At 46.9% G+C, this 23,813-nt stretch carries 18 protein-coding genes; 13 read left to right on the forward strand and 5 right to left on the reverse strand.

What is annotated here, in order from left to right; all coding sequences use genetic code 11:
- Positions 1-43 precede the first annotated feature (43 nt).
- From GC130_RS12430 to GC130_RS12455, 6 genes are all read left to right on the forward strand, one after another.
- Positions 44-1,945 (forward strand): hypothetical protein, encoded by a 1,902-nt coding sequence (locus tag GC130_RS12430; protein WP_151998641.1) that lies wholly within the window; start codon positions 44-46, stop codon positions 1,943-1,945.
- Positions 1,946-2,170: 225 nt separating this feature from the next.
- Positions 2,171-3,256 carry a sensor histidine kinase gene (locus tag GC130_RS12435; protein ID WP_151998642.1) on the forward strand — a complete coding sequence of 362 codons (1,086 nt, stop codon included), beginning with the start codon at positions 2,171-2,173 and terminating at the stop codon, positions 3,254-3,256.
- Positions 3,253-4,035 carry a LytTR family DNA-binding domain-containing protein gene (locus GC130_RS12440; protein WP_151998643.1) on the forward strand — a complete coding sequence of 261 codons (783 nt, stop codon included), beginning with the start codon at positions 3,253-3,255 and terminating at the stop codon, positions 4,033-4,035. The genes GC130_RS12435 and GC130_RS12440 overlap by 4 nt, the downstream gene beginning before the upstream one ends.
- A 95-nt stretch (positions 4,036-4,130) precedes the next feature.
- On the forward strand, positions 4,131-6,554 hold the full coding sequence (locus tag GC130_RS12445) for an ABC transporter permease (RefSeq protein ID WP_151998644.1): 2,424 nt from the start codon (positions 4,131-4,133) through the stop codon (positions 6,552-6,554).
- 257 nt (positions 6,555-6,811) lie between these two features.
- Positions 6,812-7,018 carry a hypothetical protein gene (locus tag GC130_RS12450; protein WP_151998645.1) on the forward strand — a complete coding sequence of 69 codons (207 nt, stop codon included), beginning with the start codon at positions 6,812-6,814 and terminating at the stop codon, positions 7,016-7,018.
- 278 nt (positions 7,019-7,296) lie between these two features.
- Positions 7,297-7,647: an arsenate reductase family protein gene (locus GC130_RS12455; RefSeq protein ID WP_151998646.1), complete on the forward strand. Its 351-nt coding sequence runs from the start codon at positions 7,297-7,299 to the stop codon at positions 7,645-7,647.
- Here the strand turns inward: GC130_RS12455 and GC130_RS12460 are convergent.
- Positions 7,644-8,789, reverse strand: a complete 1,146-nt coding sequence (locus GC130_RS12460; RefSeq protein ID WP_151998647.1) for a carboxypeptidase-like regulatory domain-containing protein — start codon at positions 8,787-8,789, stop codon at positions 7,644-7,646. The two genes, GC130_RS12455 and GC130_RS12460, sit on opposite strands and share 4 nt — an antisense overlap.
- A 95-nt stretch (positions 8,790-8,884) precedes the next feature.
- Here GC130_RS12460 and GC130_RS12465 point away from each other — a divergent pair, with 95 nt between their 5' ends.
- A complete protein-coding gene (locus GC130_RS12465) occupies positions 8,885-9,325 on the forward strand; it encodes a peptidylprolyl isomerase (RefSeq protein WP_151998648.1) in 441 nt (146 codons plus the stop codon).
- Positions 9,326-9,716: 391 nt separating this feature from the next.
- Positions 9,717-10,949, forward strand: coding sequence for a serine hydrolase (locus tag GC130_RS12470; RefSeq protein ID WP_151998649.1), 1,233 nt, complete (start codon positions 9,717-9,719; stop codon positions 10,947-10,949).
- 3 nt (positions 10,950-10,952) lie between these two features.
- Here GC130_RS12470 and GC130_RS12475 read toward each other — a convergent pair whose 3' ends face one another.
- The 4 genes from GC130_RS12475 to GC130_RS12490 all read right to left on the reverse strand — a co-directional run bounded on the left by GC130_RS12475 (position 10,953) and on the right by GC130_RS12490 (position 15,613).
- A complete protein-coding gene (locus tag GC130_RS12475) occupies positions 10,953-11,228 on the reverse strand; it encodes a UBP-type zinc finger domain-containing protein (RefSeq protein ID WP_151998650.1) in 276 nt (91 codons plus the stop codon).
- An 81-nt stretch (positions 11,229-11,309) separates the two neighbouring features.
- Entirely contained in the window at positions 11,310-13,688 is a 2,379-nt protein-coding gene (locus tag GC130_RS12480; protein WP_151998651.1) for an ABC transporter permease, read from the reverse strand.
- A 76-nt stretch (positions 13,689-13,764) separates the two neighbouring features.
- Positions 13,765-14,544 (reverse strand): LytTR family DNA-binding domain-containing protein, encoded by a 780-nt coding sequence (locus tag GC130_RS12485; RefSeq protein ID WP_151998652.1) that lies wholly within the window; start codon positions 14,542-14,544, stop codon positions 13,765-13,767.
- A gap of 7 nt (positions 14,545-14,551) precedes the next feature.
- The gene (locus GC130_RS12490) at positions 14,552-15,613 is read right to left on the reverse strand and encodes a sensor histidine kinase (protein ID WP_151998653.1); all 1,062 of its coding nucleotides are present in this window, start codon (positions 15,611-15,613) and stop codon (positions 14,552-14,554) included.
- A gap of 183 nt (positions 15,614-15,796) precedes the next feature.
- Between GC130_RS12490 and GC130_RS12495 the strand changes: the two genes are divergently transcribed.
- The 5 genes from GC130_RS12495 to GC130_RS12515 all read left to right on the forward strand — a co-directional run bounded on the left by GC130_RS12495 (position 15,797) and on the right by GC130_RS12515 (position 23,812).
- A complete protein-coding gene (locus GC130_RS12495; RefSeq protein ID WP_151998654.1) occupies positions 15,797-16,261 on the forward strand; it encodes a VOC family protein in 465 nt (154 codons plus the stop codon).
- 95 nt (positions 16,262-16,356) lie between these two features.
- Positions 16,357-17,709: a DUF1800 family protein gene (locus tag GC130_RS12500; RefSeq protein ID WP_151998655.1), complete on the forward strand. Its 1,353-nt coding sequence runs from the start codon at positions 16,357-16,359 to the stop codon at positions 17,707-17,709.
- Positions 17,710-17,714: 5 nt separating this feature from the next.
- Positions 17,715-18,905: a DUF1501 domain-containing protein gene (locus tag GC130_RS12505; RefSeq protein WP_151998656.1), complete on the forward strand. Its 1,191-nt coding sequence runs from the start codon at positions 17,715-17,717 to the stop codon at positions 18,903-18,905.
- 220 nt (positions 18,906-19,125) lie between these two features.
- Entirely contained in the window at positions 19,126-19,695 is a 570-nt protein-coding gene (locus GC130_RS12510) for a hypothetical protein (protein ID WP_151998657.1), read from the forward strand.
- Positions 19,696-19,978: 283 nt separating this feature from the next.
- A complete protein-coding gene (locus GC130_RS12515; protein WP_151998658.1) occupies positions 19,979-23,812 on the forward strand; it encodes a tail fiber domain-containing protein in 3,834 nt (1,277 codons plus the stop codon).
- Position 23,813: the final 1 nt, after the last annotated feature.

The following is a 23,813-nucleotide window of genomic DNA, read 5'->3' on the forward strand; positions in this document are numbered from 1 at the left end:
ATTTGGTTTTCTATTCACCCTTTATCGTTGTAACTTCTTTGCCATGAAAACCATCGTCCTGATTACACTCCTCACCTCTTTCCTTTTTATTAATTGGCAACCTGCCTCGGTAGCTGACAAAACCATGGCAGACGAGTTTATCGTTGAACCCTCTACCCTGTTGTGCGCTGGCTTCGAATGGAAAATATTTGGCGACGAAAACAGGAACGCCACTGTTTCGGTCGACTACCGAAAAAAAGGAGACACGCAATGGAAACAAGGCCATCCACTACTGAGAATTGGCGATGAAAAGGTGTATGGTCACGATCAACGATGGGTTTACACCGTGTCCGACATGTTTGCTGGCAGCATTTTCAACCTCGAACCGGACACCTGGTACGAAGGTCGGTTCATCCTAACTGATCCTGATGGCGTATCAGGAATAGCCGAGAAAGTAGTCACCTTCAAAACAAGAGCCGAACCCCAGCCATATGTCGGCGGGCAAACCTACCATGTGTATCCCATGGGCTACGACGGGCCAAAGGAAAGTCCGGCTTTTACCGGCTTGAATGCTGCATATTATGGCGAAGGCAACCAGGGCGACTGGTGGATGGTGCCAGAGCCCCGTGTGCAGCCGGGAGACGTTATTCTCATACACGCCGGTCTTTACAAAGGAGACAGAAGAAAGTATGCCCATGAGCTGGCGCTTGATTTTCATGGTGCCTACGTGCTCACTCAAAAAGGCACTGCTGAAAAGCCCATCACAATCAAAGCTGCTGGCGATGGAGAGGTGATATTCGATGGCGATGGTGCCTACCGCCTGTTCGATGTGATGGCCGCCGACTACCATTACTTCGAAGGACTGACCATCAGGAATACCGAGGTGGCCTTTTATGCCGGACTAAAACGGGTCATGGGTGCCAGCGGACTGACCGTGAAGCGCTGCAAAATGGAAGACATAGGCATGGCCGTAATGACACACAGCGCTGATTCTAAAGACTTTTATATCGCAGATAATACACTTATTGGCCGCCATGAGCCCGACACACTTATCGGCTGGTACGGCTTCGAAGAGCCAGCTCCTCTCACGTCCTACGTGGCCATCAAAGTATATGGTCAGGGGCATGTAGTGTGCCACAACAGCATTTCGTTTTTCCACGATGGCATCAGTGTTGATACGCATGGGCTACCTGAAGAAGGCAAGCCCAAGTGTGCGTCAATCGACTTTTATAGAAACGATATCTTCAACATGGCCGACGACTTTATTGAAGCCGATGGTGGTGTGCACAATATCCGGGTGTTTGAAAACCGGGGCTTTAATTCCTACCACGCCTCTCTGAGTGCTCAGCCCATGTTTGGTGGACCTGTCTACTTTATTCGGAATATTTGCTACAACACCCCCGGCACTGCATTAAAGTACATGATCAGGCCAGCAGGCATTTACACTTACAACAACACGTTCATTACCGAGGCTGCCATCAGTGTGTTTTCGAATGGCCACTTTCGTAACAACCTCTTCATGGGGCCTTCCGACAGTCGGCCGGCATTGAGTGCAACCACCCTTACAACTTATTCGACCATGGACTACAATGGGTACCGGAAAAAGTCAGGAGCTGAGAAAAGCTACCGGCTACGCTACCCAACGACTGACGCTCAAAATCATGCCGATGAAAAAGAACTAACATGGGTGGAAGCATCGTCAATCAAAGAGCTAAGCAAGCTGACTAGTTTTGAAACACACAGCATTGAAGTTGATTTCGACGTTTTCGAAAACGTGCCCATTCCCGACAAAAGGGGGCACGTTTACCCAGTTGAGGGTGTCAATTTTAGCCTAAAGAAAGGCAGCAAAGCAATCGACGCCGGGGTATCAATTCCAAACATCACCGATGGATTCACGGGGAAAGCACCTGATTTGGGAGCATTGGAGGCTGGAGCGGCGTTGCCGGTTTATGGGCCGAGGAATTGAGAGGCCTGTGCGTTGCTCAGAGCAAGGCTATTTTAAGGACATTTTGTAAGAACTCCTCCAGGGGTTCACAATCATATAGTCGCACTATGACCTTCTATTGCGCTCACTACAACAAACTCTTGGAGGGTTGTAAGTGAAAGCGATTACCGGAGCTTTCAAGACTAGTTAGTTCCGAAACCCAACAATTGACTAATTTGGAGGCTTGGTATTCCTCGCACCCAACCAATGGCACCAAACGATTCATTTTCCAGCAAGCAATTCGCTCCCTACAACACCCTGGTGCTGGCCGGGCTTTTTGGCTTTGTATGGGCCAGAGAGGCATGGACTGATGGGTTAATCGTCGACAATATCCTTTTTTGGCCTGGCGGCTACTTCCTTTCCCTTTGGATACTAAGCCCCTTAGCACTGTATTTCTTCAAATCGCTGGAAACAACTGGGCGGCGGGCTTTCATCAAACGACATTTGGCAATAAGCGCTGGCTTTGGCATACTTCATTTTATCTTAACCGGTCTATTAATTATCTTATTAGAACGGTTTTTCCGTCTCCCCGAACATTACAATTTCTATCAATCTGGCAGCTACTTCAGGCAGTCCTGGCCCTATGCGGTTGACGGCATGCTCTGGTATTGGAGCTATATTTTCATTTTTTTGTACCTACAAACCAGAGAGCGGCTAGCCGTTGAAAAGCAAAAATCGGAAGCTATTCAAAAAGAGCTGGCAGCGTCCGACCTTAGCGTGTTGCGAACAGAGCTCAACCCACACTTTCTTTTCAATGCTATGAACAGCATTGCCATGAAGGTGAGGCTCAAAGAGAACAAACTGGCTGTGGCCATGATAGCCTCCCTCAATGATCTTCTGAGGTCGGTGCTGTCAAGGAAACGAGAAAAAACGGTGCCTCTTTCTGAGGAAATTGAGCTACTGAACAAGTACCTGATGATTGAAAGGGTGAGGTTCGGTGACCAGGTAGAAGTAACACAAGATTTCAAGGAAGATTTGCTCCCGGCAAGTGTGCCACAAATGATATTACAACCGCTGGTTGAAAACGCCTTCAAACATGGAGTGAAAGACAGCCTGCAACAGCAAAAAATCAGCATTACCGGAGCAAAGGAGAACGGCGCTCTGATCCTCACCGTCTTCAACACAACCGAACACATGCGACGGTTCGATACAGCCAACGGGTCGGAAGGCGTGGGTTTGCCCAATGTCATCCACCGGCTTCGCAGGCACTATGGCACTGACTTTCGGTTCCAAAGCATGAGCACTGGTGCTGGCATTGCTTTCAGAATTACTTTACCTTTTCGGTCGATATGAAGATGAAGTGCCTGGTAATAGACGATGAGGAAACAGCCCGCAGAGGATTGGCTGTGCTGCTGGAAGATTATGAAGAGGTGGAGCTTATCGGACTCTGCATCAACGGTGTGGAAGCCATCGACCAGATCAGGGCACTGAAACCCGACCTGATCTTTCTGGATGTACAGATGCCGGGCGTGAATGGGTTTGAAGTACTGGCTAGCCTTCCAAAGCCCTGGCCTCAAGTCATTTTCATCACGGCCCACGATCAATTTGCGCTGAAAGCATTTGAGGTCAATGCAGTGGATTACCTGCTTAAACCCTTCAGCGACGAACGATTCGAACAAGCGCTACACAGGGCGAAGGCGAAAATAAAGGCCCAGGGATTAGAAAACGTAGCAGTTAAAAACCTGATCGATCAAACGAAAGCCAGCCTGAAAGGCACGTCGTCACTTGTTCAAAATGATGGCGAGCAGGAACGGCTGGTGATCAAGGTAGACGGCAGCATTCATTTGCTGGAACTTCCCGACATCCGGTATGTGGAGGCATTTGACTACTATGTAAAAATCCATGTGGCAGATCGCTTCTTCCTGCTAAGGGAAACCATGAAAAAGATGGAGGAGCGCCTGCCTGACAGTAGTTTTACAAGAATACACAAGTCATACATTGTTAACCATGCGTTTGTCAAGGCCCTCCACAAACAGGAAAACAATGAATACGAAATCGAATTAGCCGATAGCTCCCAGCTAAAGGTGAGCCGAAACTTCCGTGCTCAGTTGCTGGAAAGGTTGGGTATATGACCTGTTCCTGCACCCCGCCTACCTCTTGCTGCAAGCTTCAGTCGTGGAATGCCAGCATTCGTTATTTTTGGTGTAACAACTCAAAATACTAGCTCATGCTTCGCAACCACCTCATCTTTGCCCTCAGGTTATTTCTAAAAGACAGCGTTTACTCCGTGCTCAACATTATGGGCCTGGCACTGGGTATCACTGTGGGCATCATTCTCCTGATCTTCCTCCAGGGAGAGCTCACTTACGACCAGCACTTTGCCAAACACAAGCAAATCTATCGCTTCACGAACCACCTGAAGGCTGATGGTGCCGATTTCAACACAGCCAATACAGCCAGGGAGCTGGCACCTATTCTCAAAGCCGATCTCCCCGAAGTGCTGGAATATGTGCGGTTTCTGGGATACAGCGAGTCGATGGTAGAGTACAAGGAGCAAGATGGGGTGCATAAGCAATTCTACGAGGATAAGATTTGGAGGGCCGACAGCAATATGTTCTCCTTGTTTGATCACACTTTTTTTGAAGGTGACCCAAAATCGTGTCTGGAAGGCCCTGGCAAGGTCGTCATCACAAAGAGCATTGCTCAAAAGTATTTTGGAGAGGAAGAGGCGGTTGGCAAGCTGCTGATTTTCCCGGAAGGCGACACACGCAAAGTTACAGCTGTTATTTCTGACCTTCCTGACAACTCCCACCTGAAGTACGAGATCCTCTTATCTCATATTGCTCCACGAAATTGGATTGAAGAAGGCGATGCTACCCGAAAATCGGAAGGGTTCTGGAATCCTAACGGGTACACCTACCTCCTCATGCCCCTCGACTATGATCCCAACACTTTCTACGACAAATTCCCGGCTATATTTGACAAGACTTTTGGCCTTTTTGCCAAACGCATCAATGGAACTGTTACACCAAAATTACAACCCCTTGCCGACATCCATTTCAATTCCGACTTTGCTGGCGATGAGCCGGTAGGCAACATCAACTATGTTTATACCTTCGCCATAGTAGGCATTTTCATCATCATTTTGGCCTGTATTAACTACATGAACATGGCCACCGCTCGTTCCGTGGTGAGGACAGGTGAAATGGGTATTCGTAAAGTGCTGGGGTTTTCAAAGGCGGAGCTTTTCCGCAATGTGATGCTGGAGGCCATCCTGATTGCCTTCATTGCCATGCTAATTGCGATTGTGATATCATATGTGGTGTTGGAACTCACACCTTTCAACTCCTGGATTGACAAAAACCTCTCTCTCAACTTCTTCACCAACCCATTCCTCACCTTCGGAATGATTAGCATCACGCTGCTAGTAGGTCTGATTTCGGGAGTATACCCCGCTCTCTACATCCCCTCTGTGCCGGTGGTGCAGGCCCTCAAAGGCACCTTCACTGGCGACAAATCAGGCACCCTATTGAGAAAAGGACTCATCATATTTCAATTTGTGGTGTCATTGTTTGTTATCATTTGCACAGTGCTCATGGACAAGCAAATCGAATTTATGCAAAACAAGGAGCTGGGGTTCAAGAAAGAAAACGTGGTAGTGATAGAGGTCAAAGACACTGTTACGGCCAACCACATGGATGCCATTAGAACTGAGCTTAGAAAAAACCCCAATATCATTAGTGCTGCGACCTCCTATGGCACGCCTGGAATGGGTTTTGGCGGTCAGGTGGTGTGGGTAGAACGGGACACAGCCATGGCACAGCAAAGCATGACCATGATATGGTCGGGGCCCGATTACCTTGAAACCATGGGTATAGAACTAGTTGACGGGCGTGATTTTAATCCAGATTCTGAGGCAGAGTACGTTATGAAGTTTATCGTCAACGAAACCGGCGCCAGAGAGTTAGGCTGGGGAGACAATGCTGTGGGCAAGAAGGTGAAGTATTTTCACGGCGAGGAGTTGGGTCAGGTGATAGGCGTGGTCAAGGATTTTAATTTCGAGTCTCTGCATAACCAAATTGAGCCACTATTCATTGTGCTGGACGAGAGCAACGGTGGGCGCATTCACATACGCATCAAAGGAGAAGACATGAAGGCAACAATTGCCGATATTGAAGAGATTTGGACCGGTTTTGACCCCAATCATCCTTTTGAATACACTTTTCTGGATCAGGAGTTTGCAAAACAATACCGGGCCGACCAAATTCAACTAAAACTCATTTCAACGTTGTCCTACATCTGCATTATTGTATCAATTCTGGGCCTTATCGGTTTGTCGGCTTTCACTGCCAGCCGCAAAGCCAAAGAAATCAGCATAAGAAAAGTGCTGGGGGCCAGCTCCGCTACCATAGTGTTGCTGTTTTCAAAAGACTACGTTAAGCTGATCCTCATCGCTTTTGTAATCTCAGTGCCGCTGGCGAACTACATCATCGTAGAATGGACCTCCAAGTTTGCCTACCAGATGTCCATCCATTGGTTCTATTTTGTGCTACCCGGAGTGTTGGTGCTTGCGCTCGGTCTTCTAACTGTGGGAGCACAATCGCTGCGGTCCGCCAGAGCGAACCCTGTTGACGGCCTGAGGAGAGAGTAGCTGAACGTATTTCTTGTTTAAGCGGACACCCTTTTCACTGATTTATGTCGTCACATACTACCCCCGGAAAGCTCGGCAAGCGGCGTTGTAACAGAACAAAGCAGGAATCTTTGCATTTCCGGAATGATAACCCTACAACCAGATTTGGGCGTTAATTCGTGGTAACACAAACTGAGTTAATAAATACGGGAATCATCTGAATCTAAACTATTCCCTACCGCTAGCTGTTGTAATAATATAATCTAAACCATAAAATCATGGACATAGCAGCGAAAGCAAAGGAAGAAATTGAAAGCAGGCTCAAGAAAATTGAAAGCTTCATAGAAGAAAAAGGGCTTGGCTCTTCCTACCTAACAAAAGCAAGACGCACTCAGCGCAACGTAAATCTCGCCATTGCAGTGGGTACACTGATCACTGTGGCTGGCATTAGCATCTGGCTATTGAGCAGTTCTCGAAAAGACTAAATACTTTATCAAAATCTATTGAGACTATAGTGACAGTGCGCTTACTTTTCGATCATTCCTGTGGTCACAAAGCAACTCAAGGGACTCCAATTTGCGAATTGAGAAGTCCGACTATTAATTCGTCAAATTTCCGGCCCAATATCTGTTAGCCTGGAACGCTATGGTCTTGAAAAGTCTGGAGCTGAAATTTATTTTGCATCCCTGCCTTTGAATTGGAAACCGGGGGCTTATATCGGCGGATCAAGGCCCAATTAAACAAATTTTCCTTTCTTTGCCATATGAAGAAAGTCTATCACCTCTCTACCTGTTCCACCTGCCAGCGAATAATCAAAGAGCTCGGCATTGGCAAAGAGTTTATTTATCAGGACATCAAAAAGGAGGCTATTACCCCCGAACAAATCGACGAAATGAAAGCGATGGCGGGGTCTTATGAGGCCTTGTTTTCGAGAGTGGCCATGAAATACAAAGCCCTTGGCTTAAAGGATAAAAACCTTGGTGAGCACGATTACAGAAATTATATTCTTGAAGAGTATACCTTTCTAAAACGTCCAGTCTTTGTCATTGATGGAAAAATATTCATTGGGAACTCGCCAAAGAACGTGGCGGCGGTAAAAGAAGCCATTTCCTAAGGGTTGTTGCTGGCGGGGTCATAATCGTTGGGCAGCATCATGGCCACCCAGCCCTGGCTCATAGCACCTGAAACCAGCAGCTGGTCGGGTTTTTGGTTAAGCCCGGTCTTAGTCACATCTATGTAGCCTTCCTTCACCTCCAGCCACGACACCTCCGCCAGTGTGTCGTTGTAAATCGTGTTTTTTGGCACACCCAGCTCCCTTTTGTAGTGCACCTCTACTTTGCCGTTGAGCAATATTCTGTAAAGCCCTGTCCGATATGATGCCCCCATCAGGTTTTCCATTGGGTAGTCTATCAGGATTTCTTTTTTTGTTTTCTCAAGATCGGGGTGCCGCACAATGGGCCCTTCCCTGGGAAACTTCTCCTGATGCAAAGCAAAGCCTTCCTGCTGCAATTGTCCCTTTTGAATATACTCATACAGAATGGCCAGAAAGAGGTGCCTCGTCGACCCTTTAAAAGCAATGACTCTGTTTTTGATCCACTGGCTCTTTTGCTGCTCATCTGCGGGAGTCATTTCTTCGAACCTGGTTTCTCCGGTAAAAAAGAAATATGTCGAATTGGCATTGAAAAGTCGCAAATGGTAAAATACCTTGTAGCCCAATGCCTGGTTTTCAATTTCCACTGGCTGGCTGGCCGTTGCTACCAGGCCCTTGTCTTTGTCTTCGGCAAACTCAAGCACCCAGGGGTTCAGTATCCTACAGCGCTTTGAAAATTCCGTGTCTCCCAGAAACACTTTCGTGAATTTCGACAACTTCCTCTCCCACTTTTTGTCCTTCTTCGAAGCCACCTCCACTGCAGCCAACTCTTCCAAAGCTGGCTCAAGCGCTATCGGTACGCTTAGGTTGGAGCTTTCCGTAAAATCAAAGTTGAATGTTTGATTTTGGTAGCCAACATATGAAACGACAAGCCGCACCGCCCCAAAGGGGACTCTCTCAATCAGGAACGAGCCATCTAGCGCTGTGGTAGAACCCAAAGTCGTGCTACTGATAAAAACATTGGCAAATGGCAACGGCTCTTCAGTACTGGCGTCTACCACCCTACCCGACAACGATCCTGTTTGCCCCAGGACAGCTAAAGAGCACGCAAGAAAAAACAGGACAAAAAGAATTCGTTTTGATAATAATGCAGAGATCAGTTGCATACAAATACTACTTTTGTGTGTTTTGCAAGCCGAAATAAGTATAACAACCAACAAAGTGTCATCGCTTAATTTACGCTAAAATATCAACTAACATCATGCAAATAGCTGAAATACACACCAAGAAAGGCGTTATGAAGATCAAGTTCTTCGAAAAAGACGCACCAAAGGCAGTAGCCAACTTTAAAGAACTGGCCAATCACAATTTCTATGACGGGCTTACCTTCCACAGGGTTATTCCTGATTTTGTTATTCAAGGTGGCTGCCCTAAAGGTACAGGAGCCGGCGGACCAGGCTACACCATCCCCTGCGAACTTGACGGCGAAAACCAATACCACGACCGTGGCGTACTCAGCATGGCGCACGCTGGCAGAAACACTGGCGGTTCACAATTCTTCATTTGCCACAGCCGCAAAAACACCGCACACCTCGATAGAAACCACACCGTTTTCGGCAAAGTGTTCGAAGGCCTTGACGTGATTGATGCGATCAGAGAGGGTGAAGTGATGGAGAAGGTGGTGATTGTTGAGGAAAAGTAGGAAGACCGAAGACGGGAGTCGGCACGATAGTGCTGGCATCGGTGGTAGCCATCGTCAGACGTCCGAAAGGTTGGAAGACAGGAGACCGAAGCAGGCGTCGGCATGGCCAGCGGGCCCAGGCGGTGGAGCCGTCAGATGCTGGGGAAGAACGTTGGGAGAATGAAGGCTGGAGGACTTAGCGTCTTGGTGCCTTCGTGGCAATATTTGACTAGTGTCGAAACGTCGGCCGCCCGAAAGGTCGGAAGAGAGACGGAAGTTGGCGTGTGCTCAATTACTCAAATCCCATTTCTTTCTGTGACAGGTGGTTAATGTTTTTTTGTGACTGAATAGTAAATTTGGTCTGCAAGAAAAATCACTAACCACCTGTTTCATTTTTAGCCCATCCAGCATCATGAAGTTCAAAATTTGCCTTCTTTTCATTCTCACTACGGCCCCTGCTCTATTATTCAGTCAAAAAAGCAAAGCCCCGAAGCCTTACTTCCCTCCGGCAGGCGTCTGGGAAGAACGCACGCCCGCCTCCATGGGTGTAGATGCAGCCTTGCTCCAAGAGGCTGTTGATTTTGCCATTGCCAGTGAGTCGAAGGCTTCAAGAAACCTCAAGGAGGCTCACTACCTAAGCTTCGGGAAGGAGCCCTTTGGTGACGCCGTCGGTCCGCTAAAGGAAAGAGGCCCGGCCACAGGCATGGTGATCAAAAATGGTTACATCGTTGCCAAATGGGGTGATCCTGACCGGGTAGACCAAACGTTTAGCGTTGCAAAAAGCTTTCTTTCCACCACTGTTGGCCTCGCTTACGACAAAGGCATGATCAGGGACGTGAACGACAAGGTTTATCCCTACATCGGGCCTGTGATTCCTTATGAGCCTGCCCGGATGTCGCTCAACAAAGCAGAGTCGTTTGAAGAGCCTGACGTGCTGGAGCTGTTTGCCTCTGAGCACAACCGCAAAATCACCTGGGACCATATGCTGCGCCAAACCAGCGACTGGGAAGGCACGCTCTGGGGCAAGCCCGATTGGGCCGACCGTCCGCCCCGTGACACTGAAGGATGGATTGGGAGAGAAAGAAACGAGCCGGGCAGCTTCTACAAGTACAACGATACCCGGGTAAACTTGCTGGCCTTGTGCATTCTCAACGTTTGGAGAAAGCCGCTACCAGAAGTGCTCAAAGAAAATATCATGGATCCTATTGGGGCCTCACCTACCTGGCGGTGGCTGGGCTACGAAAACTCGTGGATAGTGCTGGATGGCAAGCCGGTGCAGTCCGTCAGCGGTGGTTCTCACTGGGGAGGTGGCATGTTCATCAATGCCTATGACCAGGCCCGCTTTGGCTATCTAACACTACGCAACGGCAACTGGAATGGGCAGCAGCTGATCTCCGAAAAGTGGCTGAGCATGGCCAGAACGCCTACGCCCGTGCAGACTACTTATGGCTTCATGAACTTCTTCCTCAATACAGAGCAAAAACCTTTGCCAAGTGCCCCGGCCTCAGCGTTTTATCACCTGGGCGCAGGCGCCAACATGGTGTACGTAGACCAGGAAAACGACCTCGTCATCGTAGCCCGCTGGATCGACAGCAGCAGCATGGATGGGATTGTGGGGAGGGTGCTGAAGAGTGTTGGGAAATAACGTTCAGCCTGGTAAGTGATAACGCATAAAGGCGTCATCCTCGTAGCAGTAAGCCCAATACTCCTCAGGCTCAGCTGAAATAACCGCAGGGTGGCCGGTAGCCTGAAAATGCTTCGTCATGTGGGTGCCTGGTGAAGAGTTGCAGCAGAGGGTAACGCCGCAGGTTTGGCATGTACGAAGGTGCACCCAGCTCCCGCCCATTTTAACACATTCTTCGCAGACGTGAACATCTGAAGGTTTGGGCAGAAAGTTTTGGAGGTGTGAGCAGAGGGCTTCCATGTACTTTTTGTTTCAATTTAACATCAAGAGCTGAAATGTAAAAGTCCGACACTAAACTGGTCACAATCTTAAGATCAATTCTTATTCACACCTCAGCACCTCCACCGGATTAACCCTCGTGGCTTTCACCGACTGAATGCTGATAACCGCTGCACAAATTCCAGCAAGAACAACCAACGGCAGCACCAGCATCCACCATCCCACTTCTATACGGTAGGCGAAGCTTTGCAGCCACTCGGTCAGGAGGTAGTTGGCCACGGGGATGGACAGCAAGGCCGCCCAGGCAATAAGCGCTACATAAGACCGGGAGAAAAGCAGAAGAATGCCTGAAGCGTTCGCCCCGAGTATCTTTCTGATGCCAATTTCCTTATTTCGCCGCCTCACCTCATAGGCTGTGACACCAAGCAGGCCTAAGCAGGCAATGAAGATGACAATACCTGTAAACACAGCCAGGAGATTAGCTCTCTTTTCATCTTCTTCATACTGAAGCTGAAACTTGCGATCAAGAAACGTCCAGGCAGGCAATTCTTCTCCTGCCACTTCCCTGGAAGCTTCCTGGATGATATCCATTGCTTCTGAGAAAGAGCCATTGTAGCGCACCAACATATTTCGAGACGGCATGTTGTAACGAAACACCAAAGGCTCCAGTTTATCGTGTAGTGAAACCACATGGAAGTCTTCCACCACACCAATAATTCTGTCTCCCCAATCATGCGACCAAAGGCGCTTGCCGGGCACATCTGCCACCTGCCAGCCTGCGTGCTCAACAAAGGCCCTGTTGACCAAAACTCCTGATTGAGTAGTATCGTTCTCTGCCCGATAGCGAAAATCACGTCCCGCCAGCAAGGGCACTTTGATGGTTTTGAAGAAGCCTTCGTCCACCCACAGCTGCTGTATGATCTCCGTTCTCTCTCCTTCGTCGGTCTCATAAGTAAAGTCATTTACCGGTGGCTTTTCTCCCAGCGCATCTGTCATCGAGGCTACTCCGCCAATTTGAGTGTAAGTCATCAATCTTTCCCGGAGAGGATGATAGTTGCCAATGGCAGCATTCGGTAAATTAAACAACAGCACCTGCTCCTTCTCGAAGCCCAGGCTGTAACCGCTGATAAATCTTAGCTGTGTATATACGCCGGTGATCCCCACTATCATTAACAGCGACACCGAAAGCTGCAATACGATCAGTGCCTTTCGTAAGGCCAAGCCTCCTCCTGATTTGCCTGCAGCATTGGTTTTGAGCACCTGCACCGGTTGAAAAGAGGAAATGAGAATGGCGGGATAAGCACCTGAGAGAAAGCTGATCATCAAAATAAAGAACACCACCAAAACCGGCGCTTCCCAGCTTGCCATTAGTTCTGCGGGCAGGCTGTCTCCCGTGAAGTGCCGGAAAACCGGGTTCATGAAAATTAGTGTGACAGCGGAAAACAGGGTGGCCAGCAGCACATGGGCAAAAGCTTCGGTGAAAAACTGCATCCTGAGCGCATTGGAATTGACGCCAAAGGCCTTTTTCACGCCTACCTCTCTGGCTCGTTTTTGGGACTGAGCCGTGACAAGGTTAACGTAGTTAATGATGGCCAGCAGCAGTAGAAAGACCCCTACGATGGTAAAGCCCTGGATAAATGCTCTGTTGCCTTCGTTGGGTTCCATTTCAAATTCGAGCCTGGAGGCATAATAGATGTCCGTCAGTTTCTGCGTAGAAAAAGTGATCTTGCCGCCTCCTTGCTGCTCAAGCTCCGGTGCCATGTTTTCATCAAATGCCTGTTGAAACACAGGCGTGAAGTCCTCACCTGGGTTTGACAACAACAGGTAAGTACACCAGTTCCAATCTCTCCAGTTGGTCGGTTTTGAATCGTCCCAAAGGCTCACCAGGGCATTTGGCGTAAAGTGCCCTTTCTGGTTTACATCTTCAATTACACCGGTCACTTTATATTGCGTACCGTCGTCTCTGGAAATAACCCCACCGACTGCTTTGTCAACTTCGCCAAAATACTTTTCAGCCAGCGACCGGTTCAACACGATGGTATTGTGAGGCACAAGTGCCGTAGCCCTATCTCCGGCAAGCCAATCGTAGGTAAACATGTCCAGCACCCCCTGGCTGGCGTAGAACAACCCATGTTCGGCCACCACTTCATCGCCCTTCACCACCTGAAAGCCAGCATGAGGAATCGACCTCAGCATGGCATATTCCTCTACCGAAGGGGCATGTTCTTTCATAAAGTTGCCCAACGCAGCCGGCACCACAGCCACCGCCCGTGTATCGTCGCCAAAATTGACGTCCATCACTATCCGAATGATTCTGTCCTTGTTTTCGTGATGCTGGTCGTATTGTGACTCATTGTAGCTATAGGCAAACAGCAAAAGGGAGGCAGTAATGCCCACTGTAAGTCCGAGCAGGTTCATCGAAGAGTAAATCTTGTCTCTTTTGAAAACCCTGAAAGTAATTTTAAAGTAGTTTTTGATCATGGGCCAAATCAAACCATTTGAGGGTTGCACCTCCAAAATAATTGCAGTAACTCGTCAGTCCTATGCAGCCAACCGATCACATAAGCCACTTTTGAAGGGAGGCTGAATAACTTCTGCTCGACTTTACTTTGACTCCACCCTGCAGCGTGATCAAATGGTCGTTGTTCGCCACAGGTTCAATGGAATGAATAAAGGAAGTATTCACTATGCCGGACTTGTGCACCCGCAGAAAAGCAGGCGCAGGCAACCTGGCTTCCATGCTTTTCATGCTTTCCCTCACCAGGTAATACTTATCCTTTGTGTGCACCTTCACATAGTAGTCGTAAGCCTGTATCCAGATAACGGAAGTCCATTCGATAAAATACAACCTGCCATCAGTCTTAATGACGAGTTTGTCTGACAATTCATCACTATCGACTACACCATCAGAGCTGGCGTTGTCAGCAGGTAATTTAACTATTCGGCGTGTCTCTTTTGGCACCCCTTTCTCCTTATCCAAAAACATACTAACATGTGCGATAGCTTCGTCAAGCCGCTTTTTGGTAAATGGTTTGAGCAGGTAGTCGAGCGCATGCACTTCAAAAGCCTTGAGCGCATACTCGTCGAAGGCTGTGATGAATACAAAAGCCGGCAAGGGCGGTTCAAGGCTGTTGACAACTTCAAACCCACTTACCTGTGGCATTTGGATATCTAAAAAAACAAGATCGGGGCGTAGCGTATCAATTTGCGTAATAGCTTCAAGCCCATTAGTGCATATTCCAACAACCTCAAGCTGCTCATAAGCCTTCAGCATAAGAAAAAGACCTTCTCTGGCCCCTTTTTCATCATCAACAATCAAGCAGCGGACTCTTTTCAATGCTTTTCTATTTTGAGGGCATTTCAATAACTATCTCTACTCCACCGGGGAAATCCGTTGTGGTGAACGAGAAGTTGGTACCATAAATATAGCGCAGCCGGTGAATAGTGTTGATAAGGCCGATGCCCGACGAGTCCGTCAGTGTCCAACCTATGAGCCCTTTACCGGAATTAAACACTTTTAGTTGAACGGATTGCCCGACAACTGCTGCATTTATGCGCACCGTGGGTTCGGCAATTCCACTTTCCCTGGCAAACCTAAAAGCATTTTCCACAATGGGTTGTAGGAGCAACACAGGCACCATTGCAGCATTCGCTCCATCCACCACATCAACAGAAATGGATACTTTATCATCCCTCAGCCTTTCAATTGTGATGAAATTCTCAAGTAGGTCAAGTTCTTCCTGAAGCCTGATCATCTGCTCCTTGTCCCGTCGCATCACTTTTGATAAAATAGTGCTCAGGCTCACCAGAGCATCGACTGAGGCTTCCTTTTCGCCTTTTCTAACCATCATGGCGACATTGTTGAGCGAGTTGAAAAGAAAATGTGGTCGTAGCTGATATTGCAAGCTGCTCAGCGCTCCCTCCTTTAACTCGTTCTCTAATTCCAGCACCTTCTCCTTGTCCCTTACAATCTGATACTTCTGCCTTAGTAGCATCATCAAAAGTATTTGCAGGAAATAGAACATCATACCAGGTAAAATGGAAATCCAACCTGCAGCGTAGATCGAACCAAGGTTTTCAAAACGGTAGTGCTCATTGACCCTAAACAATCGTTCGAAAAGAATAGCGACAACCGGTGCCAGCAAAACCAATGAGAGACCGAAAGGAACGCTAATAAGAAAAACCAGCGTCAGTTTCTTTCTGTCATTGAAGGACATTAGCCATTCGTAGGTATTGTACACAGGAACGACTAACAACAACGCCACCATTCCAAAGCCCAGCGGCCAATACATAATGGGCAAGTCGGTTATTGCGCCATTTCCAGAAATGCCACCGACTAGCTGTACCGTTAAGGCAAGCAGGGTGCAAATCACAATTAGCCCGGTTAAAACCTTCTTTTCTGTCATGAAAACAATAAAAGTACTAGCTTGTACTTCGGGTCACTCCTGAAATTGATTCGCTTGAGTCAGGCAACGAACCGTTGATTAAAGAAAGAAAGAACCCAAGGAATTACCAGATTGTGGCTTATATTTCTTTATCAAACTGGCAGAACACGCCACAATTAAACTGTCCTTAAACAAACACTTAACATGAAACACATTTTCTCCATTCTCGCTGCGTCACTTATTTTCTGCGCTGGCAGCTTTGCCCAGTCCGCTCAGAAATTGCCCCCTCTATCGTTCGATCACTATGCGCTCTACGTTAAAGACATGAACGTTAGTGCTAAGTTTTATATGAAGGCCCTTGGCCTGAAAGAAATGGATTGTCCGATCAAAGATGGCAGACACCGCTGGTTCTACCTCGGCAACGGGCAAGAGCTACACATTATACAGGGTGATAACAGCAAAATCCAGATGGAAAAGAACATGCACATCTGTCTGCATACAACAGATATCAAACCCTACATGAAACATTTAAACGAAGTAGGCATCCCTTTTGAAAGCTGGCAGGGCAAGCCTGGCGAATCGAATGTTCGTATCGATGGTGCCAGCCAAATATACATCGTAGACCCCGATGGCTACTGGGTGGAGATCAATGATGCGAATACGAAATAGTTAATAATTGGCGACTCCTGACCCCAACTGGCAAGCTATTTGTCCGAGTTGTTGCTCGGACTGATCATCAAACCAGGCATGAAAATTTTACTGTTATGGGTAGAATGACGCAACAACAAGTTAAACATCTTTATTGGAGAGCTGGTTTTGGTATTACCAACAAGGAGCTAAAAAGAGCTACTAAACGGGGAAGAGCCCGCCTCGTCAAGCAACTGCTAAAACCAAGAGAGGTGACTCAATTGCAGCTGCGCAGTGAGGAATTCGTTAAGGATGAAATACCTCCGAAAAAAATCAGCCCCTCCAGAATTAAGCAACAACAGAAACAGTACCTAAACTTTGACTGGCTCACTGAGATCATCTCTTCAGACTATGTTCTGAATGAGAAAATGTCACTCCTTTGGCACGGACATTTTGCTTGCAATATTGGAAACGCACATTACCTGAAAGACCTGGTTAATACCATACGAAAGAATGCACTTGGGAACTTTGGCACCCTTCTGAGGGAGGCTTCCAAGTCGCCGGCGATGATGCAGTTTCTTAACACCGGACAAAATCAAAAGGAACACCCTAATGAAAATTTTGCCAGAGAACTCTTAGAGTTGTTTACTCTTGGTATAGGCAATTACACGGAGGAGGACATCAAAGAAGTAGCAAAGGCTTTTACTGGCTGGAAGACCAATAAAGATGGTGACTTTTTTATCAACACAAAACAACATGACAATTCTCAAAAAACCTTCAAGGGGGTTACCGGCAACCTTGATGGAGATGGCATAATTGATATAATCCTTGAACAAAAGGAAACGAGTATCTTCATTTGCCAAAAGATTTATAAGTCATTTGTTAATGAGCAAGTGGACGATAAGCTTGTGGAACTAATGGCCGATGTATTCCGGCGGAACTACAATATTTCGGAGCTTATGGAGTTCATCTTTACGTCCGATTGGTTTTACTCCCAAAACAACATCGGCTGCAATATCAAATCACCGATTGACTTAGTAGTGGGGCTAAGCAAATCCTTTAAAGTTAGCTACACCAAGAAAGACGGCCTCCTGAGAGCTCAAAAAGCTCTAAATCAAAGACTATTTTATCCTCCAAATGTAGCAGGGTGGCCTGGAGGGAAAACGTGGATTGACAACTCCACTCTTGCTTACCGACTTAGACTCCCATCATTGATATTGAACAATGGCAGTCTGGATTGGGAGGATACTGATGGCGACGAAGACACTTTCTTAGAAAGTGACCCTTCCAAACGAAACCTCTTTTCCTCTGTAGATTGGGATTTCTTTAAAAAAGATGTGAAAAAGCTTCCTCATGTTGAAATTCTAAGCCTTTTATTGCAAAGCAACCCTTTGACACTTCAGAACTATGAATACTCCTTTAACGAGACCGACTCAATTGAGGAATTTACGCTGGCTGTTCTAAGTCTACCCGAATACCAAACTTATTAGAAAGCATGAAAAGAAGACAGTTTATAAAGAGGACATCATTTGCGACATCAGCTGCATTCGTCCCGCTTTTCCTTAAACCCTTCGAAAGTAGTGGGTCAATTACGTTCGAAGGCCGAAACCTTGTTATTATTCAGCTATCAGGAGGAAATGACGGCCTCAACACCCTCGTGCCGTTCAATAATGACTTGTACTATCAAAACCGGGCAAAGATAGGCTTGCCAAAAAGTGACCTTATTCTTCTAAATGATGAAATTGGATTAAATCGTGGCCTCATGCCATTTAAGCGACTTTATGACCAGGGCCATCTGGCGATAATCAACTCTGTTGGCTACCCCAATCCAAACAGGTCACACTTTCGGTCGATGGACATCTGGCATTCCGCCTCTGACTCGGATCAATATCTGTCGTCAGGATGGATAGGCAGGTATCTTGACGCTCAGTGCTACCCTCCCCACGGTGCCGTAGAGGCAACCTCAAGCCTTTCATTTGCATTAAAAGGAGAGAAGGTAAATGGATTTGCCACCGGGAGTTCACTCGGATCAATGAATAGTCAAATCTATAATTCATTGTCAAAGAATTTTGCAGGAGATGGTAAAGAAATGTTGTCTGAAGGCAACCTTGGCTACCTGTATAAGACAATTGCAGACACCCACTCTTCTATAGCTTACCTCAAAGGAAAGATGGATCAATCTCCAAGCGGCAGGGAGTATCCCGGCACTAGTTTGGGACGAGATCTAAAACTGATTGCCGATTTAATTATTGGGGGATCCGAAACGTCGATCTATTATGCTTCATTGGGTGGTTTCGATTCTCACCAAAATCAGAGCAAAACTCAAGAGACTCGTCTAAGTATTTACGCCGATGCCGTCGAATCATTCGTAAATGATTTAACTAAAAACGGCAAATTCAAGGAGACCGTGATTTTCACGTTTTCTGAGTTTGGCAGGCGAGTGCAAGAAAATGCCAGTGAGGGGACGGATCATGGCACTGCAAATGTAGCCTTTGTCATTGGAGACAATCTTAAACAACAAGGCCTGATCAATACCATGCCCGACCTTTCAAATCTCGACGAGAATGGGGATTTAATTTATGAGATTGATTTCAGAGCTATCTACTCTACCCTGCTGAGCAAGCATTTGAATGTGAAACATGAATCAATTATTGGTAGCTCATTTGATCCTTTGTATTTTTTGTGATTACTGTCCAAGTGACGGCATGATAATGTAGAATTTGAACGGCAACGGAAACTTTGGCTACCAGGGTAAATATTGCTAAAGATATGCAACCAGCCTGTGTCATACGTTGTCACAACATTTATTGATAAAAAAAGGTACTTTATCGAACGATTCAAATTTCTCACCAAGCACACAGGTTTGTAAAGGTTACTTTGCTTCGTCTCACAAGATTCAATATACTATGTTCAAACGCACACGCTGGCTACTGGTTTTCTTGCTTCCGTTGCTCAGCTGTAGCAAGGAAGACACTATCATTACACCTCATGAACTACTTTCCGCTCACACCTGGGTGTCAAACAAATACGTGTTTGAGGGAGAGGAGACTACCATTTTCAATTGGGATTGTTTATTCAATCAGGATATACCGGAGTTCAACTACAGCGCAGGTGACTCCGGCCGACTGGAGGTAAACTTTGAGTTGACCTTTTCGAAAGACAGCCTATATGAAAGAACCATCCTTGTATCCCGCTATTTGAAATGCGGCGATTGCAGCGAGTATGAGTTTCAGGAACAAACTACAGATGTATTGCAGGCCATTTTTACAGCAGAGTCGGACAAGCTGTGGTTTGGAAGTAGGAATAACAGACTTCAATACTTCTTCCCTATTGAATACAGAAGCAAAAAGGAAATTGTTATTGAAGGGTTCTTTGAGGTCTCCAATGTGAGTGGCAACTCACAGTGCACCTTCAATGGTTTTGTGCTTAGAAACGACCGGAATTATGAGGTTGACTTTATTTTTCGCCCGAAATAACAGCAAAAACAGGGTCAAAAAAATAATTAGGTAAATAACACTACGCTAGGGGTACATCCAGTATCCGCTTATTCTTCGTAGATAGTCTAAAACGGGGTATACCGAATTTCAGAGCCATTTTTCAAAATCCCTAAATAGTCCAAGTATGTTATAATTTATAACATTGGAAAGGGGTTATTTTGTATGAAATTATGTGCATCTCGTAATTTTATCAGACCAGCTCTATTAAAATATCACAATTTCGGTTACATTGAAATAGTTTTGTGTACCAACCTTTGAGCTTATGTACCGTTTTAGTCACTATTTGGGCCTCGCCGGGCTCATTGTTGTAGCACTGTCTACTGACGCATTTTCCCAGGGCAATTCTGTTGGCATCAACACCGCCACACCCAATCCCAACGCTGTCCTTCAACTCATTTCACCCAACAATAACCAGGGCCTTCTTATTCCCCGCCTTACTACCTCCCAACGACTAGCCATGCAATTGCAGGCGTCGGAAAAAGGGCTGATGGTATTTGACGACACCGAAGGATTGTTCTACTATTGGAACGGATCGGCATGGAATAAATTGCTGGTATCACAAAATCTTCAAACGTTATCTCTTGATGGCAGTCTGCTTAAAGTGTCAGGCGCTAACGAAGTTGACCTGGCCGACATCGACACCGACAAGCAGAACCTGACTTTTGAGGGTACCAACCTGTCCATCGACCGTGGCAACACAGTTGATTTGAGCAGCCTTATTACTACCAGCGACGCTGACCCTGAAAACGAACTGCAATCACTTGAATTCAGCGGCGGGGAGCTCAAACTAACCAACGACCCCACCTCAGTCGTGGTTGACTTATCTAATTATGATACTGATGTAACCGACGATTTTGATGGCGATTACAACAGCCTAGCGAATCTACCTACGCTTTTTAGTGGTGATTTTGGTGATCTTGGGAATGTGCCCGCCGACCTAGCCGATGGGGATGATGTGGATGATGCTGATGCCGATGCCAGTAACGAAATACAAACGATTATTGCCGGCACAGGAATGACGGTTACACCTTCGGGAATAAACTACACTGTAACAAATGCTGCTCCCGATCAAACGGTAGCACTCAGTAACGGTGGATCCGGCAATCTTACAATTACCGGTAGCTATCCGAATTTCACACTCGACGTACCATCTGTCAATGATGCCGATGCGGATCCAAACAATGAAGATCAAACTGTTTCCGCCGGGACAGGTATATCTGTCGTTCAAACAGGTGACGATTTTCAGGTAACGAATACCTCTCCTGATCAAACAGTAGCGCTTAACAATGGAGGCTCTGGTTTTCTAACGATTACTGGCACCTATCCTAACTTTACTCTGGACGTGCCGTCGGTGAATGATGCTGATGCCAGCACTGCAAATGAGATACAAACAATCACTGCCGGCACAGGAATGACCGTCACACCCTCGGGAATAAACTACACTGTAACAAATGCTGCTCCCGATCAAACGGTAGCACTCAATAACGGTGGATCCGGCAATCTTACAATTACCGGTAGCTATCCGAATTTCACACTCGACGTACCATCTGTCAATGATGCCGATGCGGATCCAAATAATGAAGATCAAACTGTTTCCGCCGGGACAGGTATATCTGTCGTTCAAACAGGTGACGATTTTCAGGTAACGAATACCTCTCCTGATCAAACAGTAGCGCTTAACAATGGAGGCTCTGGTTTTCTAACGATTACTGGTACCTATCCTAACTTTACTCTGGACGTGCCGTCGGTGAATGATGCTGATGCCAGCACTGCAAATGAGATACAAACAATCACTGCCGGCACAGGAATGACGGTTACACCTTCGGGAATAAACTACACTGTAACAAATGCTGCTCCCGATCAAACGGTAGCGCTCAATAACGGTGGATCCGGCAATCTTACAATTACCGGTAGCTATCCGAATTTCACACTCGACGTACCATCTGTCAATGATGCCGATGCGGATCCAAATAATGAAGATCAAACTGTTTCCGCCGGGACAGGTATATCTGTCGTTCAAACAGGTGACGATTTTCAGGTAACGAATACCTCTCCTGATCAAACAGTAGCGCTTAACAATGGAGGCTCTGGTTTTCTAACGATTACTGGTACCTATCCTAACTTTACTCTGGACGTGCCGTCGGTGAATGATGCTGATGCCAGCACTGCAAATGAGATACAAACAATCACTGCCGGCACAGGAATGACGGTTACACCTTCGGGAATAAACTACACTGTAACAAACGCTGCTCCCGACCAGACTGTAGTGCTTGCCGATGGCGGTGCTGGAAATGTAACCATAGGCGGCACCTACCCTAACCTTACTATCGACGTGCTTTCGCTAGACGATGCTGATGCTGACCCAACCAACGAGATTCAAGACATCAGCACCGACGCAACGGCAGGAAATATCACCTTGTCATCAGGCTCAACATTGGCTCTTAATGTCGACGACGCAGATGCTGACCCAACCAACGAGATTCAAGATATCAGCACCGACGCAACTGCAGGAAATATCACCTTGTCATCAGGCTCAACACTGGCTCTTAATGTCGACGATGCAGATGCTGACCCAACCAACGAGATTCAAGACATCAGCACTGACGCAACTGCAGGAAATATCACCTTGTCATCAGGCTCAACATTGGCTCTTAATGTCGACGATGCAGATGCTGACCCAACCAATGAAATTCAAGATATCAGCACCGACGCAACGGCAGGAAATATCACTTTGTCGTCAGGCTCAACATTGGCTCTTAATGTCGACGATGCAGATGCTGACCCAACCAACGAGATTCAAGACATCAGCACTGACGCAACTGCAGGAAATATCACCTTGTCGTCAGGCTCAACATTGGCTCTTAACGTCGACGATGCAGATCCTGACCCAACCAATGAAATTCAAGACATCAGCACGGACGCAACGGCAGGAAATATCACTTTGTCATCTGGATCAACATTGGCCCTAAATGTTAACGATGCAGATGCTGACCCAACCAACGAGATTCAAGACCTGGACCTGACAGCGAATACACTCACTATCACCAACAACGGATCGGCCACAAACATTGACTTAAGCCCTTACCAGCAGGATATATCAATTTCCGGAAATACATTAAGCATTAGTGGAGGAACTGGTTTCAATCTGACCGCCACTTCCCCCAACCCAATGGAGGTGCTTAAATGGAATGGTACCAATTGGGACACTGGCACTGATAATGTAAATGATGGTGATTCTAACCCGTCAAATGAGCTTCAAACGCTAAATCTCACCGGCACCAATTTGACAATATCCGGCTTCCCGCTTAGTCCAGTCGATCTTAGTCCGATTGGCGTGCTACCAGATCAAACCGGCCATACCGGCGAATATCTTACAACCAATGGTACTGGAGCCAGCTGGAACGCACTTGGGGCGTTGGCTTCGCAGAATTCAGTAACAACCGGTTTTATAACCGATGGTACTATCGCTGCAGCGGACTTGAATGCTACAGTAGCTGGAAATGGCTTATCTGGAGGGGCTGGCACGCCACTAGCAGTCAATTTATCAGGCACATCCGGCCTTCAAATAACAACAGATCAGTTGGAGATGCCTACCCTTTTTCCAGGCGGCACCACAGTAGGCGGAGGAGCAACTACCGCAATCAATAGCTTAACTTTCGACGCCAAAGGTAGGTTTGTTAGTGCAACGACTATTATTGTCCTTTTGAGTGACAAACGTCTAAAGAAGGAGATTACCCAACTCGATAGTTCACTGGAGAAATTGATGCAGTTAAACGGATACAACTACTATCTTAAATCTGACTCCCTCAGCAAGGAACTAAAAACCGGTGTCATAGCGCAAGAGGTCGAAAAAGTATTCCCGAATCTCATTTTGAATAGGCCTGATGGGTTTCTCGCAGTTGACTACCAGGGCCTCATCCCCATCCTCCTTGAAGCCCTCAAAGAAGAACACGCCAGAGTCTCCGGGCTTGAAAATGAGTTGGCCCAAATGAAAGTCCAGCTCTCCTCCAACGACGAGCGGTTCAAGGCCCTCGAAGCAAAACTTGACCTTCTCATCCAATCTACAGCTAAAGCCACTACTTCCAGTCAGGAATAGA

The sequence above is a fragment of the Imperialibacter sp. EC-SDR9 genome (assembly GCF_902498805.1).
Classification (GTDB): domain Bacteria; phylum Bacteroidota; class Bacteroidia; order Cytophagales; family Cyclobacteriaceae; genus Imperialibacter.

Excerpts from the sequence above, each read along its gene's own strand:
- GC130_RS12450 (WP_151998645.1), top strand. The coding sequence starts at position 6,812 with ATGGACATAGCAGCGAAAGCAAAGGAAGAAATTGAAAGCAGGCTCAAG.
- GC130_RS12465 (WP_151998648.1), top strand. The coding sequence starts at position 8,885 with ATGCAAATAGCTGAAATACACACCAAGAAAGGCGTTATGAAGATCAAG.
- GC130_RS12455 (WP_151998646.1), top strand. The coding sequence starts at position 7,297 with ATGAAGAAAGTCTATCACCTCTCTACCTGTTCCACCTGCCAGCGAATA.
- GC130_RS12510 (WP_151998657.1), top strand. The coding sequence starts at position 19,126 with ATGTTCAAACGCACACGCTGGCTACTGGTTTTCTTGCTTCCGTTGCTC.
- GC130_RS12515 (WP_151998658.1), top strand. The coding sequence starts at position 19,979 with ATGTACCGTTTTAGTCACTATTTGGGCCTCGCCGGGCTCATTGTTGTA.
- GC130_RS12470 (WP_151998649.1), top strand. The coding sequence starts at position 9,717 with ATGAAGTTCAAAATTTGCCTTCTTTTCATTCTCACTACGGCCCCTGCT.
- GC130_RS12475 (WP_151998650.1), bottom strand. The coding sequence starts at position 11,228 with ATGGAAGCCCTCTGCTCACACCTCCAAAACTTTCTGCCCAAACCTTCA.
- GC130_RS12505 (WP_151998656.1), top strand. The coding sequence starts at position 17,715 with ATGAAAAGAAGACAGTTTATAAAGAGGACATCATTTGCGACATCAGCT.
- GC130_RS12440 (WP_151998643.1), top strand. The coding sequence starts at position 3,253 with ATGAAGATGAAGTGCCTGGTAATAGACGATGAGGAAACAGCCCGCAGA.
- GC130_RS12495 (WP_151998654.1), top strand. The coding sequence starts at position 15,797 with ATGAAACACATTTTCTCCATTCTCGCTGCGTCACTTATTTTCTGCGCT.
- GC130_RS12500 (WP_151998655.1), top strand. The coding sequence starts at position 16,357 with ATGGGTAGAATGACGCAACAACAAGTTAAACATCTTTATTGGAGAGCT.
- GC130_RS12480 (WP_151998651.1), bottom strand. The coding sequence starts at position 13,688 with ATGATCAAAAACTACTTTAAAATTACTTTCAGGGTTTTCAAAAGAGAC.
- GC130_RS12445 (WP_151998644.1), top strand. The coding sequence starts at position 4,131 with ATGCTTCGCAACCACCTCATCTTTGCCCTCAGGTTATTTCTAAAAGAC.
- GC130_RS12490 (WP_151998653.1), bottom strand. The coding sequence starts at position 15,613 with ATGACAGAAAAGAAGGTTTTAACCGGGCTAATTGTGATTTGCACCCTG.
- GC130_RS12460 (WP_151998647.1), bottom strand. The coding sequence starts at position 8,789 with ATGCAACTGATCTCTGCATTATTATCAAAACGAATTCTTTTTGTCCTG.
- GC130_RS12430 (WP_151998641.1), top strand. The coding sequence starts at position 44 with ATGAAAACCATCGTCCTGATTACACTCCTCACCTCTTTCCTTTTTATT.
- GC130_RS12435 (WP_151998642.1), top strand. The coding sequence starts at position 2,171 with ATGGCACCAAACGATTCATTTTCCAGCAAGCAATTCGCTCCCTACAAC.